Origin of the sequence: Actinoplanes sp. NPDC049265, assembly GCF_043197135.1 — a bacterium.
In the GTDB taxonomy this organism is placed as follows: Bacteria; Actinomycetota; Actinomycetes; order Mycobacteriales; family Micromonosporaceae; genus Actinoplanes.
Genome location: NZ_JBICSP010000008.1, coordinates 229,833 through 247,404 on the forward strand (window position 1 = coordinate 229,833; position 17,572 = coordinate 247,404).

Sequence of the window (17,572 nt, forward strand, 5' to 3'; positions counted from 1 at the left end):
TTCCGACGAAGGAGACCCCTTGTTGCTCGCCCTCGTGAGCTTCGTGTTGCTGCTGTTCCAGCTGCTGCTGGTGGCCCGGGCCATCCTCGACTGGTCCGTCGCGCTGGCCGGCCCGAGCATGCCCGGTTCGTTCCGCTCCCGCCTGACCCGCGGCGTCTACACCGTGACCGAGCCGGTCCTGGGCCCCGTCCGTCGCGTCCTCCCGCCCCTCCGCCTCGGCGGCGTGGGCATCGACCTCTCCTTCATCGTCGTCTTCTTCACCATCACGCTGATCCGTTCCTTCATCTGACCCCACCGCGCCCGCAGTGGCAGGGTGGGTGGCGTTCCCGCCCTGCCACTGCCGTGTCCCGCGCGTCCACCTCCGGCCCGTGCCTTCAGGCCCCTACTTCTCGGCCAACCGCTCTTCGGCCCGCCTGCCTCGGCCCGCCTGCCTCGGCCCGCCTGCCTCGGCCCGCCTGCCTCGGCCCGCCTGCCTCGGCCCGCCTGTCATCGACCCTCTTCTCCGTCGCGGCCTCTGCCGTCGTGGGTTGGCTTGACCGCGGGTCGCACGCTGGACCGCGGGCGGCCGATCGGGGAGAGGGCGGTAGATTGCGCGGCATGGCCGGCGGGACGAGGATCGTGGCGGGGCGTTACCGACTGGTCCGGCGGCTGGGCCGGGGTGGGATGGGCGCCGTCTGGGAAGCGCACGACGAGCTGCTCGGCCGGGATGTCGCGATCAAGGAGATCTACTTCCCGGGCGCTGGTGAGGGCCCGATCGACCCGGGCGACCCGCTGGTCCGCCGGGCGTTACGCGAGGCGCAGGCCGCCGCCCGGTTGCGCCACCCCGACATCATCACCGTGCACGACGTGGTCACCGAGGCCGGGCGCCCGTGGATCGTGATGGAACTGGTCGCCGGCCAGTCGCTGGCCGACCTGATCCGCGAGGCCGGCCTGGTCTCCGCGCACCGCGCCGCCGAGATCGGCGTCCGGGTCCTCGGCGCGCTCCGGGCCGCCCACCGGCAGGGCGTGCTGCACCGCGACGTCAAACCGGCCAACATCCTGCTCGACACCGACCGGGTCGTGCTCACCGACTTCGGCATCGCGGCCCTCGACGACGCCACCCAGATCACGGTGACCGGCCAGATGGTCGGCTCACCGGCCTTCATGCCGCCGGAACGCATCAACGGCAAGCCGGCCACCGCCGCCGCCGACCTGTGGGCGCTGGGCGTCACCCTCTACCAGGCGATGACCGGCCGTTCCCCGTTCCACCGCGAGGACACGCAGGCCACGATCGCCGCGATCCTGTCGTCCCGCCCCGAGGCGCCGGCGCACGGCGGCCGCCTCTGGGCCGTGGTCAAGGGCCTGCTGGAAAAGGACCCCGAGCGCCGGCTGACCTCCGACCAGGCCCTGCCGTTGCTGGTCCAGGCGGCCCAAACCGCCGATCCGGGTACGCCCCCCGCCCCCCGCCGCGGCCTGTCCCGCTTCCTGCCACCCCAGTCCCGCAAGCCCCGCCCCGCCGACCCCGACCGCGACCCCACCGCCGTGGCCCCGCCACCCACCTTGGCCGCCCCCACCTCGCTCGACACCCCCGAGCCGCCCACCGCAGCCGTCTTCCCCGAGGAAGCCCCAACCGCCGCCCACCCGAGCGCCCCACCACCCGGCCACCTAAGCGCCCCGAACGCCACCCACCTGAGCGCCCCACCACCCGGCCACCCAAGCGCCCCGAACGGCACTTACCCGAGCGCCCCAGCTCCCGCCCAGCCAGCCGACCCGACGTCCAGCACGGATCATTCCGGGTCGGACCGCCCCACCGTCGCGAGGTCCAGCCCGGACCAGGCCGAGCCCGAACACCCGACCGTCCCGGCCTCCAGTCCGGACCAGGCCGAGACGGTAACCGCCGACCCTGGCGACGAGACCGAAACCGCCGCCGTCAAGCCCGAGCCAACCGCCGCCGCCAGCCGCTCGGAGCCGACGGCCACCGAGCCCACGCTCCGCGCGCCGGTCGATCCCTGGGCCCCCGTACCCTCCATCGCCGAAACCGTGCCCACCACCGCGCCCACCGCCTTCCCGCCCCCTGGAACCGCGCCCGCCGCGGCGCCGATCCCGAGGCAGCCGCGCCCGGTCCCGATGACCCCCGCCGCCCTCGAGGGCAACCCCCGCCGCCCGGTGTCCAGCAGGGTCCTGGCCGCGGTCGGCGCCGCCGTAGCCGTAGCCGTCGCCACCCCGGTCCTCTGGTTCGCCTGGCCGCACGGCGACACTCCCGACCCGCGGACCGAGAACACCGGCCAGGGCGCCGCCGCCCTGGCCGTAGCTCCCTCGGCCGCCCCGGCCAAGCCGTCGGCACCGGCCAACCCGCTGCTCGACTCCTGCCTGGTCGGTTCCTGGCGGATGATCTCCATGCAGGTCAAGAACGAGCCGATGAACGGCGTCGAGGCGGTTTTCACCAGCACCGGCGGCGCCACCACCAAGATCTGGCCGGATGGCCGGGCGATCGACAGCCACGCCGGTCTCAAACCGCTGACCGCGACAGTCAAGGGCCGCAAGTGGGAGGAGACCATCCGCGGCACGATCAAGTACCACGTCGAGACCCGCGGCAGCACCGTCTACTTCAGCGAGTACGCGGGTCAGCTGACTTTCGTCATGCGTCGCGAGGGCAAGCGCCAGTTCGGCGGCGACCTCGGCAACGGTGACAACAAAGGGCCGTACACGTGTTCCGAGACCCGCATGACGATCTACGGCGACGACGACAGTTCCACCCAGTCGTTCACCCGGGTCAGTCACACGCCTTAGCCGCCGGGTCGCACCGCCGTTCCCGGGCGGTGCGCTGGTGGGTGACTTGAGGAACACCTCGGCACCCACGGCGGCATGTGGTCGAGCCGAGTCGCGGGGAACCGCCGGCGGGGACGGTCAGTCCTGGCTGGCCGGGCGGATCGTGATGTCGCCGATCTCGACGTCGGTGGGCTGTTCGATGGCGAACGCGATGGCCCGCGCGACCGCAGCCGGGTCGAGCGCGAAGCGGTCCATGTTGGTGCGGATCTGCTCGCGCAGGCCGGGGTCGTCGATGCTGTCGGCGAGTTCGGTGCGGACGTAGCCGGGTGACACCGACGTGGTGCGCAGCCAGCCTTCGGTCGACTCCTGGCGCAGACCTTCGAGGATGGTGCGTACGGCGTTCTTGGTTGCGCCGTACACGGCCATCGTCGGCGTGATCTTCAGGCCGGCGGTGGAGACGGTGGTGACGAAGTGGCCGCGGCGCCGGCGTTCGAAGACCGGCAGGGCGGCGGCGATGCCGTGCAGCACACCGCGCACGTTGACGTCGATCATCGCCTGCCAGCCGTCGACGTCGAGGTCGGCGACCGGGCCGATCTTGCTGATGCCGGCGTTGCCGACCAGCACGTCGAGCCGGCCGAACTCGGTGACGGCCAGGGTGACGAGCGCGTCCAGGTCGGCGCGGGCGGTGACGTCGACGGCCAGGGTGGCGGCCTGCCCGCCGGCGGCGCGGATCTCGTTCGCGAGCTTTTCCAGGCGATCGGTACGCCGGGCGCCCAGCACCACGGCCGAGCCGCGGCCGGCCAGTTCCCGGGCGGTCGCCTCCCCGATTCCGCTGCTGGCGCCGGTGATCGCGACGACGTGCTGTGCCATGGCGTACCCTCCTCAGGATGAAAGCGGACGCGTGTCCGCTTCCCTCGACCGTAGCGGACACGTGTCCGGTTATGCGAGCGGAGAGGATGTGACGATGCCCCCACGCGCCGACGCGGCCGAGAACCGGGCCCGGATCCTGCTGGCGGCCCGCGACGTCGTGAGCGAGGCGGACGGGCTCGGCGACATCCGGCTCAACGAGATCGCCAAGGCCGCCGGGGTCGGTCAGGGCACGCTGTACCGGCACTTCCCGACCCGCGAGGCGCTGCTGCTCGAGGTCTACCGACGCGACGTCGACGAGATGTGCGACGAGGCCGCGACCCTGGTCCGGGAACTGCCCGCGGGCGAGGCGCTGGCCCGATGGCTGGAGCGGGTCGAGGAGTACGCCTGGGTCAAGCAGGGCGTCTTCGCCGCCGTCGAGACCACGATGCGCGCCGACGCCACCGAGCACAGCCACCACCGCATCGGCGAGGCGCTCGACCTGCTGCTGACCGCCGGGCGGGCCGCCGGCACGGTCCGCGCCGACGTCGACCCGCGCGACGTCGTCCTGCTGATCGGCTATCTGTCCAACCTCACACCGGGCGAGCGTTCGGCCCGCGCCCCCCGCCTGCGATCGATCGTCCTGAGCGGCCTGAGGCCGTAGGCCGTGTTTCGCGGTCCAGCCGGGGCCGCGGCGTGGTCCAGAGCGCGCTTGAAGCTGCGCGTCACCGGCGCCACGGTCGTCGTGGGCGAGGCGGCACACCGCTCGGGCACGCCACCGGCGACGGCACCACGCAGGCCGCCAGCGGAAGCAGCAGGAGCGCGGCGCTCAGTCGGACCCGTGTCACGGCGCACATTATGCTGACACCGCACGCGGCTAGGCTGCCGGGATGGCCGCCTTCGAGAGCATCGCGCCGATCCTGCCAGTGCGCGACCTGGATGCCGCGCTCGACCGGTACCGGCGGCTGGGCTTCGCGGCACGGGCCTACGACGGGCCCCAACGCTACGGTTTCGCCGACCGTGACGCGGTGTCCCTGCACCTCGCCGAGTCGCCCGGCCACGATCCGGCGTCCACGTCGTCGATGGTCTACCTCTACGTCGACGACGTGGACGCCGTTTTCGCCGAGTGGTCCGGGCGGTCGCCGGGCGGGCATCTGGTGCCACCCGAGGAAAAACCTTGGGGGGTACGCGAGTTCTCCTACGTGGACGCGGATGGCACGCTGCACCGGGTCGGTGAGCGTCGTGCTTGACTACGGTGACGTCACGATGATCCGGTACGGGCGGTTCGGGGTGGCCCGGTTCGTCCGGGTCGGGCGGGTGATCGCCGACGACGCCGGCGGGACGACGCTGTGGGTGGCGCCCGGCTCGCCCCAGGTCGAATACCTGCTGCCCGACCGCCGTTCGGTGCGCGCCCTGCCGTTGTCCGAGCGGGCCACCGCGCCCCTCCAGCATCACCGGACGACGTGGCGTGGCCCCGGGGTCGTGCACTTCGCCCCGGTCGTCGGCGAGTGGTCGGTGTGGTGGTTCTTCGACGAGGCGGGCGGCTTCACCGGTTGGTACGGCAACCTGGAGTCGCCACGGGTCCGCTGGGCCGGTGGGATCGACTCGTCCGACCGCGCCCTGGACGTGCAGATCTCGCCTTCGCGGGTGGCGACGTGGAAGGACGAGGACGAGTTCGCGGCCATGACCGGTACGCCCGGCCGCTGGACCGCCGCCCAGGTCCCGTCGATCCGGGCCGCGGGGGAGAGCCTGATGGCCATGGCCGCCGCCGGTGAGCCGCCCTTCGACGGCCGCTGGACCGACTACCGCCCCGACCCCTCATGGGAGCCCGTCACCCTCCCCGCCAACTGGAACCACCCCCACCTGGCCACCCCCTGACCAGGACCCGCTACGTGTGGGCCGACCCAGCCCCACCACCGTCCCGCACATTGATAGCCCCGAGCGATTCCCCCGCCCCGGACACCGCCCGGACCTACCACTGTCGAGGCCAGTGGTTGGTCCGGACGGTGCTCGCGGCCTGGATGCCGCTCGGGGCTACCACTGGAATCGACAGTGGTAGGTGGGGCGGGAGCGGGCAATGTTGGCGGCTGGCCGACGGCCTTGGCGCCGGGGGTGCGGGAGTCAGGCGGGTTCGGGGATGGGGGTGGGGGTGCGGGAGCGGGTGTAGCCCCAGACGACGAGGGTCGCCGCGGTGGCCGTCAGGGTCAGAGCGGCGATGGTCACGGCCGAGCGGAACTCGTGGGTCTGCTGGGTTGTCCAGTCGGCGGCGGCGATGGTGCCGGTGAACATGGCCGCGAGGATGGTGCCGCTGACGGCCACACCGGCGGCGGAGGTGACCTCGGACGCGGTGTCGACCAGGGCGGCGCCGATCGAGCTGCGGTTCTGGGGGAGGCCGCGCAGGACGTTGACGCCGGCCACGGCGCCGACCACGCGGATGGCCGCGGCCACCAGGGCCAGGGCGAGCGCCACCCAGACGTAGTGGTAGCGGCCGAGCGCGCCGTAGACGGCCAGCCCGGCCACCACGGCGATCGCGCCCAGCCAGGCCGCGCGGTCGAGGCCGACGCGGTCGACGAAACGGTTGACGAACGGGCCGGCCGCGACCAGGACGATCACCTGCGGCAGCATGCCGATGGCGGCCAGCCCGGCCGGCCAGCCCCAGTCGAGCTGCAGCTGAAGGGTGACCAGGTAGCCGAGACCGGCCACAGCCAGCCCGGTCGCCGCCTTGTAGGCCAGCCCGGACGACACCAGCGGGCGGGCGACCAGCTTCAGGTCGAGCAGCGGATGGCGGGCGGTGCGCTGGCGTACGACGAAGGCGACGGCCGACGCGACGGCCGCGACGGTGGCCGCCCACGGCTGCCATGATCCGGTGCCCTCGTTGACGAACAGGGTCGGCGCGACCAGGGCGAGCACGACCGTCGCGGTGCCGAGGACGGCGCCGGGGCCGTCGATGGGATCGCGGTGCAGGTCGGACGGCTGGTCGGCGGCGATGCCGGCCCGGATGCCGATGATCGCGAGGGCGGCGATCGGGACGTTGACCAGGAGCAGGACCTGCCAGGGGGCGACGGCCAGGATGAAGCCGCCCGCCGTCGGGCCGACCGCCAGCCCGACCAGCCCGACGGTCGAGATCAGGGTCATCGCGCGGACCCGCAGGCCGTCGTCGGTGAACAGGCGGAACGCCAGGGCGATGGAACCGGGCGTGGTCATGGCCGCGGCGACGCCCATCGTGGCCCGGACCGCGATGAGTTCGCCCGCGCTGGTCACGAACGCGGTGGCCAGGCTGGCCAGCCCGAGCAGGACGAGGCCGGTGAGCATCACGCGGCGGCGGCCGAACCGGTCGGCGACCGCGCCGAAGGCCAGCATGAGACCGCCGAAGACGACCGCGTACGCACCGGTCACCCACTGCAGAGCGGTGGTGGAGGCGTGCAGTTCGCGGCCGATGGTCGGCAGGGCGACGTTCAGGATCGAGTTGTCCAGCATCTCGAACAGGAACACCGCGGACAGCCCGGCGAGGGCGACCCACGCGGCTTTCAGCGACTGAGGTTGCGTCGTCATGCTCACACGATAAACCTAACCGTTAGTGTTTCCAAACGGGTAGCTTTTCGGGACTGATAGGGTTATCGCCGTGAGTGAGCAGCAGCCGGGCCGCCGGGAGCGCAAGAAGGCCGCCACGCGGCTGGCCATCGCCAACACCGCGTTGCAGCTGTTCCTGGAGAAGGGCTATGACGCGGTCGGGATCCGTGAGGTGGCCCAGGCGGCCGATGTCGCGGTCACCACGGTGTTCGCCCACTTCTCGTCCAAGGAGGCGCTGGTCTTCGATCGCGACCAGGGGATACAGGACCGGTTGATCGGCGCGCTGACCGGGCGGGCGAGCGGCCGGTCGGTGCCCGAGGCGTTGCGGGCCGAGCTGCACGCCCTGGTGGGGGAGTTCACCGCGGACGGGTCGTCGCCGTTCTGGCGGATGGTCAACGACTCGGCCGACCTGCGCGAGTACGAGGCGCGGATGTGGTTGCGGCACGCGGACGCGCTGGCCGCCGCGCTCGCCGCCGACCGGGGCCGGCCCGGCGACGTGACGATCTCGGACCGGGCGCTGGCCCGCTTCGTGCTCGGCGTCCATCCGCTGGTCCGCGATGCGCCCGACCCGGTCGCCGCGGTCGACGAGATCATGAATCTGTTCGCGGCCGCGTGGTCAGCGGCCTGACCTGGGCGGAACTGTTCAGGAAGCCGGCTCGGGGGTAAGGAGGAGCTATCGAGGTTGATCTAGTTAGGAATCGTGAGTAGATGCACGAAAAGGACTATCTCGACGCCGCCCTCGCTGAGGGCGCCGCGCTGGCCGCGGGGGATGTGTCCCTCGACGGCCCGCTCGCGAGCCTGGCGTCGGTCCCCGGTGCCGAAACGTTGCTGCTGGGTACGAGTGTCTACCGGGAGCCGGTCGAGAAGGCTGCTCTGCTCTATCAGGTGGGCCGGCCGGCCCCGGAGGCCGGCAACCTGGACGAGTGGCGGACCGCCGAGCAACGGATCCACGAGATCCTGTCCCGAGCGGACGTTCCGCCCGGCGAGGTCGACATCGAAGAGCTACCCGAGCCGCTGCGGACCGCTCTGGCCCCGTACTGGGACATCGAGCCGATCCCGCCGGTACGGGCTGACGATCTCGAATCGGCCCTCGACGCTTGCCTGGCCTCCGGGCTGCTGGTCACCGACTCGGCCGGTCTCTTCTTCGTGCCGCGATGGACCGCGGCCGAGCTCGCACGCCGTGCGGTGCGGGACGATCGTCGTGACGATGTCATCGCCGCGCACGGCCGCGCCGCCGACTACTGGCGATGGCACCTTCAGGCCTGGGCTCGAGGGTCGGCCGCCCAGGCCGCCGACCTCTCCGAAGTGCACCATCACTACAGCCAGGCCTACGGGCTGGGCGATCTGGCCTCGGCCGAGGACCTGGCGCTCTCCTCGTTCGTACTGGCCACCATCCTCGATCGACTCGGACGCCACGCGGAGTCGCTGCCTCACTATCAACGGGCCGTGAGTTTGCGGCGGGACCTGGCCGACGAGACCGTCCCCGAAACGCTGGTGAGACTGGCCGAGTCGCTCAACGAGCTCGGGACTCAGCTGTCGCGGATGGGTCGCGCGGAGGAAAGCCTCGACGCGGCGTACGAAGCCGCGGCCGTTTTCCGGCAGTTGAACGCGGCCGAACCCGGTGCGTTCGAGTCTGAGCTGACGGCGGTCCTGGGCAACCTCGCTAACCGTCTGGCCGGGATGGGCCGGACCGAGGACGCTCTTCAGCTGTTGTTGTCGGAGTCGATCCCGGTCCTCCGGCGCCTGGCCGCCGCCGATCCCGAAACCCATGAACCGGATCTGGCGCACGCGCTGACCAACCTCAGCCCGCTCCTCGATCAGGCGAACCGCCAGGAGGAAGCGTTGAGTGTCGGTGCCGAGGCGATCGAGCTCGGCCGCCGGCATGCGGCGACCGGCGAACCCGACCGCGTCGGTGCCCTGGCGGCGGCGCTCGACAACTTCGGCGGTCTGCTCGCGGCGGCGGATCGGTACGAGGAAGCCATCGACGCCGGTGCGGAGTCGGTGAGCCTGTTTCGCCGGCTGGCCGCCATCGTGCCGGCGGCTCAGTCGGACCTGGCCCTGGCGCTGCGCAACCTCGGTGCGACGTTGGCCGAGGCCGATCGCCGGGACGAGGCGGTGCGGGCGCTGACCGAGGCGGTCGCACTGTATCGGCGGCTCGCCGCGGCCAACCCGGGCGGCTACCGGGATTCCCTCGCGGCCGCGACTCGCCAGCTGGAAGAGAGCCGTGATTCGCCGGCTGGAAGGGAGCCGTGATTCGCCGGCTGGAAGAGAGCCGAGGCTGACGTGAACGTCCTCAGCTCGACGGCAGCTCGCGCAGGCGGTGCCGCACCAAGGCGGCCCGTTCATGGTCGCCGGTGTCCGTGAACGCGTCGACGGCAAGGGCCCAGTGTCGATCGGCGTCCTCCAGCCGCAGCATGTCGGCGAGAACCAGACCCACGTTGTCGAGGGTTGTCCCCTCGCCGTGCCGGTCACCGGTCGCCCGGCAGATCTCGAGGTCCTTCCGCAGGGCGGACAGCGCCTCTTCCGGCCGGCCGGCGTCCCACAGGGCCATGCCGAGGTTGTTCCAGGCGCTTCCTTCGCGGTGCCGGTCCTTGGTCTCGCGGTAGATGGCCACGGCTTGCCGATGGGCCTCGATCGCTTCGCCGGGGCGGCCGGCCGCGCGGAGGGCCGAGCCGAGGTTGTTGAGGGCGATGCCCTCACTGTGCCGTTCCGCGGTGTCGCGGAAGATCACGGCGGCGCGCTCGTGCGCCTCGATGGCCTCATCGGGGCGATCGGCGTCGGTGAGCGCGGAGCCGAGACTGTTGAACGCCATTCCCAGGTAGTGTCGTTCGCCGAGCGCCTGGAAGATGGCGATGACATGCTGGTATGCCCTGATCGCAGCCTCGGTCCGCCGCGCCTCGATCAGGGTGATCCCCAGATTGGCGATGCTGGTGGCCGCTCGTAGCCTGTCACCGAGCTCGGAGAACATGGTGGCGGCCCGTGCTTTCGCGCTGATGGCCTCGTCGAAGCGGCGCAGTCCGTGCAACGCCCCGCCCAACTGGGTCAGCGCCGCCGCCTCCTGGTAGCGGTCGCCGGCGGTCCGGAAGATGGTGGCGGCCTCCTCGTGGGCCGCACCCGCCTCATCGAAGCGCCGCAGGTCGGTGAGGGTCCGGCCGATGTTGTTGAGCGCCATGCCCTGGCCCTGGAGGTCCCCCGCGTCGCCGAGCGCGTCGATGGCCTGCCGGTGCACGGTGAGCGCTTCGTCGTAGCGGCGCAGGTTGGTCAGGGCCATCGCCATGTTGCCGAGAGCGCCGCCTTCGCCGTGGCTGTCGCCCCGGGCCCGGGCGATGTCCCGCGCTGTCGCGCTGACGGTGATCAGGTCGTCGAAATAGCGTCGGTCGCGCAGAAAATGACCCAGGGTGAACGCCAGGTTGAAGGCCACGCGGGCGTTGCCCTCGTCGGCGGCGGCGGAGCTGGCCTCGACCAGGTTTCGTCGCTCGTCCTCGAACCAGGCCATCGCCTCGTCCCGCCCGCGGAACCAGGGCGAGCGTTCGGCCGGAGGCGGTAGCAAGTGTGATTCGGCCGCCCGGGCGGCTGCTGAGTAGTAGCCCAGCAACCGCTCGACCGCGTGGCGGCGCTCGTCGGCCGCGGCCCGGGACAGTTCGTCGGAGTAGAGCCGCAGCAGGTCATGGGTCCGCCACCGGCCCCACTGGAGTCCGGGTTCGACGAGGTGGGCGCGGGCCAGGCCCTGGATGGCCCGATCGGCGACGTCTGGTCTCAGTTCGAGCATGGCGGCGACCGCGTCGGTGCCGATGTCCGGGCCGCGGTTGACCGACAGCGATCGGAAGAGGTGGGCCTGCTGGTCGTCGAGGTGGCGGTAGGAGAGTTCGAAGACTGCCCGTACCGCCTTGTTCTCCCTGCTCAGATTGTCGAGACGGGTGTGTTCGGCGGCGAGGCGCCCGGCCAGGGAACTCACCGGCCGGGTGGGCTGGTCGGCGAGCAGGGCACCACAGATGCGCAGGGCCAGCGGAAGCCCGGCACACAGGGCGGCGACCTCGGCCGCGGCGCCGGCTTCGTCGCGGATCCGTACGTCGGCGGCTCCTCGTGCCTGATGCAGAGCGCCGGCCAGCAACCGCACCGAGTCGGCCTGGTCGAGGATGGTGAGGTCGTACAGGCGGGCTCCGACGTCCAGGGTGTGCCGGGACGTGACCAGCACCCTGGTGCCGTCGTCGGTGGGCAGCAGCGGTGTGACCTGTGCCGCCGTGGCGGCATTGTCGATGATGAGCAGGATCTGATGGTTCTCCCCGCTCAGGGCGGCGAGCGCGGAGCGGAAGAGCCGGCTGCGGTCGGCCTCCGAGCCGGGGATGTACTTTCCGGCCACGCCCAGGGCCGCCAGGAGCCCCGCGAGCGCGGCTTCGGCGGACAACTCGCGTCGCGTGTCGTAGCCGAGCATGTCGACGAACAACACGCCGCCGGGGAACCAGCCGTTGCGCCGGGCCTCGTCGGCGGCCTGCAGGACCAGCTCGGTCTTTCCCACCCCGGCCATACCGGCGACCGAGAGGACCGGCGCGTCCGTCTGCTCCGGTCGGAGTGTCTCGAGCACCGCCTGGACGTCGTTGTCGCGCCCGGTGAACACGGCCGAGGCCGGAGGCAGCCCGTTCAGCGCCCGCGGAACCGGGACGGGCAGAGTTATCTGGATGTCACGTCCCATGATGACGTCGCTGAAGAAGACGCCCCCGCGGATTTCGTTCGAGACGCCGTCGCTAGTCATCGGACTCGGAGCCGGCGTCCCGTGATCGGGACGGCGGTTTGGAGACGACGTCCCGCCCCATGATCAATGTCTCGTCGAACGTGCCGCCTTCGACCCAGTTCTCGACGTCGCCCGGTGGCCGTTGCGGTGACGCCGGTCTCGACCCGGTTTGTCCGGCCGTCCGGTCGGTCTGGTCCATGTCGCGGACCATGAACGTCGGTCCGCCGAATCGGCCGTCGCTGATCTTGTTCACGGTCTTGGCCGAATCGCCCGCGTCGTGCTCCGGCTTCGACGACCGCTTGGATTGCACGATCCCGTACGCACTGATCAGGATGCCGATGATGTTGAGGAACAGGCCGCCGACGCTGGCCCACTGGTCGGCCTGCTCGAGGCCCGCCTTGAGGAGAAGCCCACCGAGCGTGAACACGCCCGCGCCGAGGGCGACCCCACCGATCACCCAGCGTTTTTCTCTGACTACCGTCATGGATCTAGTGTCGCCGTACTGATCCACCGCGGCCACTCGGTGGTAGGCCTGGGCGACATCCGCGACGCGGATGCCGCCCAGGGCGGCCACTGCGGTTCGAGGAGCGCGACCCGGCAGCTGAGCCCGGCGCCGGCGGCAAAGGCGGGACCACCCGCGGCCTCGCCGTCGACAGACGGGACCGCAGGAAAGGCGTACCCGTCAAAGGTTTTTCGCGGCTGTGAGCAGGTTGCCGGCGGCCTGGCGCAGACCCTCGATCTGGTCGAGCTCGGTGTCCTCGTGCTCGATGTTGACGGCCATGCCGGGGTCGATGGCGGCCAGTGCACGCAGGAACGGCGTCCAGAACTCGTCCACCCCGTGGCCGCGGCCGACCGCGACGAACTGCCACGACGGCGACCGCGGCCACTGGTTGAGGGTGTTGCCGCCGCCCAGGTTGAGCGGGCCGGCGTCGGCCGGGGTGCGGGTGAAACGATCGTCGAGTACGCCGAAGAGCTTGACGTTGCCGGCGTTGATCCGGGTGTCCTTGGCGGCGGCGTGGAAGACCAGCTCGCCCAGATGCTCGACCGCGGCGACCGGGTCGATGCCCTGCCAGAACAGATGGCTCGGGTCCAGCTCGGCGCCGACGTGCGTGGCGTTGGTGCGCTCGACCAGCCGTTCCAGGGTCGGCGGGTTGAAGACGAGGTTGTGCGGGTGCATCTCGATGCAGACCTTGACGTCCGCGTCCGCCGCGCGGGCCTGGATGTCCTTCCAGAACGGGACCGCGACCTCGTCCCACTGATGGTCGAGCATGTCGGTGAACTGGCTGTCCCACGGGTTGACGACCCAGTTGGCGGTCTTCGCGCCCGGGTGGCCGCCGGGCAGGCCGGACATCGTGACGACGCGCTTGACGCCCAGCCGGGCCGCCAGCTCGATGCTCCGCCGCAGGTCTTCCGCGTGCTTGGGGCCGACCAGGGGGTCGGGGTTGAGCGGATTGCCGTTGCAGTTGAGGCCGGTCAGCGTGATCCCGTGCGCGGCGAACCGGCCGAGATAGTCCTGGCCGGCGTCGTTGCTGGCCAGCAGGTCGTCGATCGGGAGGTGCGGCGCGGCGATGAAGCCGCCGGAGTTGATCTCGGCGCTGGTCAGGCCGAGTTCGGCCAGGATGGCGAGCGCGTCGTCGAGGGGGCGGTCGTGCAGGCAGGCGGTGTACGCACCGAGTCTCATACTGAAGCCGCTTTCGTGACGGAGTCCAGAACACGGAGGTTGTGCAGCCCGTGGGCCATGTCGGGGCAGGGGGGCAGCCGGTCGAGGCCGCCGATCTGGTCGAGGAACGCGCGGGCCTGGAAGGCGAAGAAGTCGTTCTGACCGTGGCCGACGGTGGGGAAGTCCATCGGCAGACCACCGCCGACGTACGGATGCCAAGGGCCGATCGACACCGTACGGGCGCCGTTGCCGGCCCGGTCGGGGACGTCGTCGATGATGCTGAACTCGGCCGGCCGGTTCAGGTCGAAGGACGCGGTGCCCCGTTCGCAGAACAGGTCGAACCTCAGGGTGTTGGCGTGGCCGTACGCGACCCGCGACAGCGCGAACGTGCCCACCGCGCCGTTGGCGTAGCTGCTGGTGAACGTGCAGACGTCCTCGTTCTCGACCGGGTCGCGCAGGTCGGACAGCTCGACCCCGCCGGCGTGGCCCATCGCCATCCCGAGCGGCCGCGGCCGGTCCTTGATCAGGGTGGCCATCGTGGTGCCGTGCACGCCCACGGTCTCGCCGCAGAAGAACTCGGCCAGGTCGGTCAGGTGGCTGCCGATGTCGGCCAGCACGCCGCTGCCCGGCCCGCCCTGGTAACGCCAGCTGATCGGGCGCCGCGGGTCGAAGCCGTAGTCGCACCAGTAGTTGCCGACGAAGTGGCGTACCGGGCCCAGGCGCTCTTCGACCTGCTGCTTGATCGCGGCGACGGCGGGGGAGCGGCGGAACGTGAAGCCGACCGCGTCGACGCTGCCGGTCGCCCGGGACGCGGCGTCCACCATCGCCTGGGCGTCGGCGATCGTCGGGGCCAACGGCTTCTCGCACAGGACGTGCTTCCCCTGTTCCAGTGCGGCGACGGTGATCTCGCGGTGCAGGTTGTTGGCGACGGCGACGCTGACCGCGTGCACGGCCGGGTCGTCGATGACCCGGCGCCAGTCGGTCTCGGCCTTCTCGTAGCCGAAGCGGCGGGCCGCGTCGGTCGCGAACGGCTCGTGCAGGTCGGCGATGGCGACCAGTCGTGCGGTGGGGCCGCCGAGCTCGTAGAGGCTCGCGGCGTCGCGGTAGGCGGCGGCGTGGGCGCGGCCGACCATGCCCGCGCCGATCACCGCCACGCCGATCTCTCCGGTCATCGGGCCTCCTCTTTAAAGCGCTTTAAACATGAGTACTATCGACCGTGTTTCGCGGATGTGTCAAGGGAGGCCTGGAGTGGATCAACGGCCGCGGCTGGAGGATGTCGCCGCCCGCGTCGGCGTGTCCACGGCCTCCGTGTCGCTCGTGCTGCGGGGCGCGCCCGGGCCGAGCGAGCGGACCCGGCAGCGGGTGCTCGCGGCGGCGGCCGAGCTCGGCTACCGGGCCGACCGGGCGGCGTCGCTGCTGGCCCGGCGCCGGCGGCATCAGCTCGGAGTGCTGCTCGACGTGCGCAGCCCGTACCACGCCGAGCTGGTCGAGGAGATCCAGGTCGAGGCCGACCGGATCGGGTACGAGGTGGTGCTGTCCACCCTGACCCGCAGCCACTCCGAGGAGCGCGCCATCGCGTCCCTGCTCGACTTCCGGTGCGAGGCGGTGTTGCTGCTCGGGCCCGACGCCTCCGCGGCCGCGCTCGATGACCTGGCCCAGCAGGTGCCCGTGGTCGTGGTCGGCCGGCAGGTCTCGTCGTCCCTGGTCGACGTGGTCCGGCCCGCGGACGACGTCGGTGTCGCGGCCGCACTCGATCATCTGATCGCCCTCGGCCACCACGACATCGCCTTCGTCGACGGCGGCAAGGGAGCGGTGGCCTCGACCCGGCGCCGGGGCTACCGGACGGCCATGCGTCGCGCCGGCCTGCCGGCCCGGGTGATACCGGGCGACCACACCGAAGAGGGCGGGATCCGCGCCGGACGGCAGCTGGTGGCCGCGCCGCCCACCGCCGTCGTCGCATCCAACGACCGCTGCGCGGTGGGGCTGCTGGACGCGTTTCTCCGGGCCGGTGTGGAGGTTCCGGGTGCGATGTCGGTGATCGGGTACGACGACAGCACGCTCGCCCGGCTCGCCCACATCGACCTGACCACTGTGAACCAGGACGCGGCGGCCCAGGCTCGGCACGCGGTCGCGGCGGCGGTGTCACGGCTGGACGACGGGCGTACCGATCGCCTCGAAGTGGTCCTCGAACCGCGCCTGGTGATCCGGGGCACGACTGCTCGTCACCCCGCCTTATAGCGATATCCATCTATGCCTGGCAGGGTTCGCGCCATGCGAATCCTCCTTGCCGCAGTCATCTCCGTCGCCGTGCTCGTTCTCGGCCTGCCCACCCCCGCCCAGGCGGCGACCTCCTGGGTGACCGTCGGCTCCGACCGGGCCCGCGCGCTCGACGAGAGCCAGGGACTCACCGTCATCCGCCGCGACGGCACCGTGGAATACCGCTACACCGGCGTCGGCACCATCCCGGCCGACGTCTCGTCCCGCGGCTACGACCACGTCGGCGACCCCGACTCGGTCAACGGCTGGTACGTCGAGCCGTACCAGCGGGCCGACCAGAACGGCAAGATGTTCCGGGCCCAGTCCCCGACCGGCGCCTGGACCGAGTACTTCCACCCCCTCGCGTCCGGGGAGGCCTACAACAACTCGTGGACCGCCCTGACCGGCGCGTGGATGCTCTCCGGCGAGTACGGCACCATGAACCGCCTCCTCGGCTTCGCCGCGCCCGGCCTCAACCCCGCCGCCACGTCGCCGCTGCCGCTCGCGTTCACCGTGCAGCTCGACCATGCCGCCCGCGACGTGCAGGGCTGCGACTTCTTCTCGGCCACGGTGCTGCTCTGCTCGTCCGACGACCCGGCCGGCACCCTGTTCGGCATCACCAAGCCGCTGCTGCGGATCGACCTTTCGGGTACGCCGGACGGCGGCAACCTGACCGGCCACGTGACCGCCCTGCGCCAGCTGCCGCTGCAGAGCTCGTGCTCCGGAACCTTCGAGGCCGAGGGCATCGACTACCAGGAGGGCGACGGCACCCTGCGCGTGATCGTCATGTCCCCGAGCGTCTGCATCGTCCTCGACAGCAAGACCTGGCGCTTCCGTCAGGGCTGACCCCCGGAAGGTGGACGCGGCCGGCCCCGCCGAGCATTACCGTGACCACATGGCTGATCAGGACTTCGTCGGTTCTATTCCGGAGATCTACGACCGGTGCCTGGGCCCGCTGCTGTTCGAGCCGTACGCCCGGGACCTCGCCGCGCGGCTGGCCGCCCGGCCCGGCCGGTCGGTGCTGGAACTGGCCGCCGGCACCGGCATCGCCACGGCCGCGGTGGCCGGGGCGCTTCCGGCCGGCACCCGGATCGTCGCCACCGACCTGAACCAGCCCATGCTCGCGGTCGCGGCGGTGCGGCCGCACACCTCAGGTGTGGAGTTCCGCACGGCCGACGCGCAGGATCCGCCCTTCGCCGACGGTGACTTCGACACGGTGTTCTGCCAGTTCGGGGTCATGTTCATGCCCGACAAGGACCGGGCCTACCGCGAGATGCGCCGGGTCCTCGCGCCCGGCGGCACGCTGGTGTTCAGCGTCTGGGACCGCGTCGAGACCAGCCCGATCGTCGACACGGTGGTCTCGGCGCTGGCCCGGCGGTTCCCGGCCGATCCACCGGGGTTCATCGCCCGTACGCCGCACGGATACCACGATCCGGAGGCGATCCGTGACGCGCTCGGCGCCGCCGGGTTCGGCGAGACCAGCGTCGAGGCGCTGACCCTGCCCAGCGTGGCGCCCTCGGCGCGGGACGTGGCGGTCGGGTTCTGCCAGGGCACACCGACCCGGCACGAAATCGTCGCGCGGGACGAGACCGGGCTGGCCGCGGTCACCGACGCGGTCGAGAGCGCGGTAGCCGAGCGCTTCGGCGACGGGCCCGTCAACTCCACCATGGCCGCCTTCATCGTGACCGCCCGCTGACCCGCTCGTCGCTGACCCGCTCGTCGCTGACGCGCCCGCTCGTCGCTGACGCGCCCGCCCGTCGCGG

General features: G+C 71.7%; 17 protein-coding genes. 10 read left to right on the plus strand and 7 right to left on the minus strand.

Going from position 1 to position 17,572, the window contains the following annotated elements:
• The first annotated feature begins 19 nt into the window (after positions 1-19).
• Complete coding sequence (locus ACGFIO_RS21225; RefSeq protein ID WP_392827999.1) at positions 20-289, plus strand: YggT family protein; 270 nt, start codon at positions 20-22, stop codon at positions 287-289.
• Between the two features lie 308 nt (positions 290-597).
• On the plus strand, positions 598-2,769 hold the full coding sequence (locus ACGFIO_RS21230; RefSeq protein ID WP_392828000.1) for a protein kinase: 2,172 nt from the start codon (positions 598-600) through the stop codon (positions 2,767-2,769).
• Positions 2,770-2,886: 117 nt separating this feature from the next.
• On the opposite strand, the gene ACGFIO_RS21235 is transcribed toward ACGFIO_RS21230, so the two are convergent.
• Entirely contained in the window at positions 2,887-3,618 is a 732-nt protein-coding gene (locus ACGFIO_RS21235; protein WP_392828001.1) for an SDR family oxidoreductase, read from the minus strand.
• A gap of 94 nt (positions 3,619-3,712) precedes the next feature.
• Here ACGFIO_RS21235 and ACGFIO_RS21240 point away from each other — a divergent pair, with 94 nt between their 5' ends.
• A complete protein-coding gene (locus ACGFIO_RS21240; protein ID WP_392828002.1) occupies positions 3,713-4,258 on the plus strand; it encodes a TetR/AcrR family transcriptional regulator in 546 nt (181 codons plus the stop codon).
• A 61-nt stretch (positions 4,259-4,319) separates the two neighbouring features.
• Here the strand turns inward: ACGFIO_RS21240 and ACGFIO_RS21245 are convergent, their stop codons facing one another.
• Positions 4,320-4,442 (minus strand): hypothetical protein, encoded by a 123-nt coding sequence (locus ACGFIO_RS21245; RefSeq protein ID WP_392828003.1) that lies wholly within the window; start codon positions 4,440-4,442, stop codon positions 4,320-4,322.
• Between the two features lie 42 nt (positions 4,443-4,484).
• Here ACGFIO_RS21245 and ACGFIO_RS21250 point away from each other — a divergent pair, with 42 nt between their 5' ends.
• Both ACGFIO_RS21250 and ACGFIO_RS21255 read left to right on the plus strand, forming a co-directional pair.
• A complete protein-coding gene (locus ACGFIO_RS21250) occupies positions 4,485-4,844 on the plus strand; it encodes a bleomycin resistance protein (protein WP_392828004.1) in 360 nt (119 codons plus the stop codon).
• Positions 4,837-5,472: a DUF402 domain-containing protein gene (locus ACGFIO_RS21255; protein ID WP_392828005.1), complete on the plus strand. Its 636-nt coding sequence runs from the start codon at positions 4,837-4,839 to the stop codon at positions 5,470-5,472. Before ACGFIO_RS21250 ends, ACGFIO_RS21255 begins: the two co-directional genes overlap by 8 nt.
• Positions 5,473-5,715: 243 nt before the next feature.
• Here ACGFIO_RS21255 and ACGFIO_RS21260 read toward each other — a convergent pair whose 3' ends face one another.
• A complete protein-coding gene (locus ACGFIO_RS21260; RefSeq protein WP_392828006.1) occupies positions 5,716-7,146 on the minus strand; it encodes an MFS transporter in 1,431 nt (476 codons plus the stop codon).
• A 70-nt stretch (positions 7,147-7,216) separates the two neighbouring features.
• Between ACGFIO_RS21260 and ACGFIO_RS21265 the strand changes: the two genes are divergently transcribed.
• Together ACGFIO_RS21265 and ACGFIO_RS21270 are read left to right on the plus strand one after the other, a co-directional pair.
• Entirely contained in the window at positions 7,217-7,792 is a 576-nt protein-coding gene (locus tag ACGFIO_RS21265) for a TetR/AcrR family transcriptional regulator (protein ID WP_392828007.1), read from the plus strand.
• Positions 7,793-7,872: 80 nt separating this feature from the next.
• A complete protein-coding gene (locus ACGFIO_RS21270) occupies positions 7,873-9,417 on the plus strand; it encodes a tetratricopeptide repeat protein (protein ID WP_392828008.1) in 1,545 nt (514 codons plus the stop codon).
• A 40-nt stretch (positions 9,418-9,457) separates the two neighbouring features.
• Here ACGFIO_RS21270 and ACGFIO_RS21275 read toward each other — a convergent pair whose 3' ends face one another.
• The 4 genes from ACGFIO_RS21275 to ACGFIO_RS21290 all read right to left on the minus strand — a co-directional run bounded on the left by ACGFIO_RS21275 (position 9,458) and on the right by ACGFIO_RS21290 (position 14,725).
• The gene (locus ACGFIO_RS21275; protein WP_392828009.1) at positions 9,458-11,854 is read right to left on the minus strand and encodes a tetratricopeptide repeat protein; all 2,397 of its coding nucleotides are present in this window, start codon (positions 11,852-11,854) and stop codon (positions 9,458-9,460) included.
• A 52-nt stretch (positions 11,855-11,906) separates the two neighbouring features.
• Positions 11,907-12,467, minus strand: coding sequence for a hypothetical protein (locus ACGFIO_RS21280; protein ID WP_392828010.1), 561 nt, complete (start codon positions 12,465-12,467; stop codon positions 11,907-11,909).
• A gap of 108 nt (positions 12,468-12,575) precedes the next feature.
• On the minus strand, positions 12,576-13,574 hold the full coding sequence (locus tag ACGFIO_RS21285; protein WP_392828011.1) for a sugar phosphate isomerase/epimerase family protein: 999 nt from the start codon (positions 13,572-13,574) through the stop codon (positions 12,576-12,578).
• Entirely contained in the window at positions 13,571-14,725 is a 1,155-nt protein-coding gene (locus ACGFIO_RS21290; protein WP_392828012.1) for a Gfo/Idh/MocA family protein, read from the minus strand. Before ACGFIO_RS21290 ends, ACGFIO_RS21285 begins: the two co-directional genes overlap by 4 nt.
• A 76-nt stretch (positions 14,726-14,801) precedes the next feature.
• Here ACGFIO_RS21290 and ACGFIO_RS21295 point away from each other — a divergent pair, with 76 nt between their 5' ends.
• From ACGFIO_RS21295 to ACGFIO_RS21305, 3 genes are read left to right on the plus strand one after another with little or no spacing between them, the layout of a single operon-like run.
• Positions 14,802-15,791, plus strand: coding sequence for a LacI family DNA-binding transcriptional regulator (locus ACGFIO_RS21295; protein ID WP_392828013.1), 990 nt, complete (start codon positions 14,802-14,804; stop codon positions 15,789-15,791).
• A 33-nt stretch (positions 15,792-15,824) separates the two neighbouring features.
• Positions 15,825-16,655 (plus strand): hypothetical protein, encoded by an 831-nt coding sequence (locus ACGFIO_RS21300; protein WP_392828014.1) that lies wholly within the window; start codon positions 15,825-15,827, stop codon positions 16,653-16,655.
• 49 nt (positions 16,656-16,704) lie between these two features.
• Entirely contained in the window at positions 16,705-17,505 is an 801-nt protein-coding gene (locus ACGFIO_RS21305; RefSeq protein WP_392828015.1) for a class I SAM-dependent methyltransferase, read from the plus strand.
• The last annotated feature ends 67 nt before the right edge of the window (positions 17,506-17,572 follow it).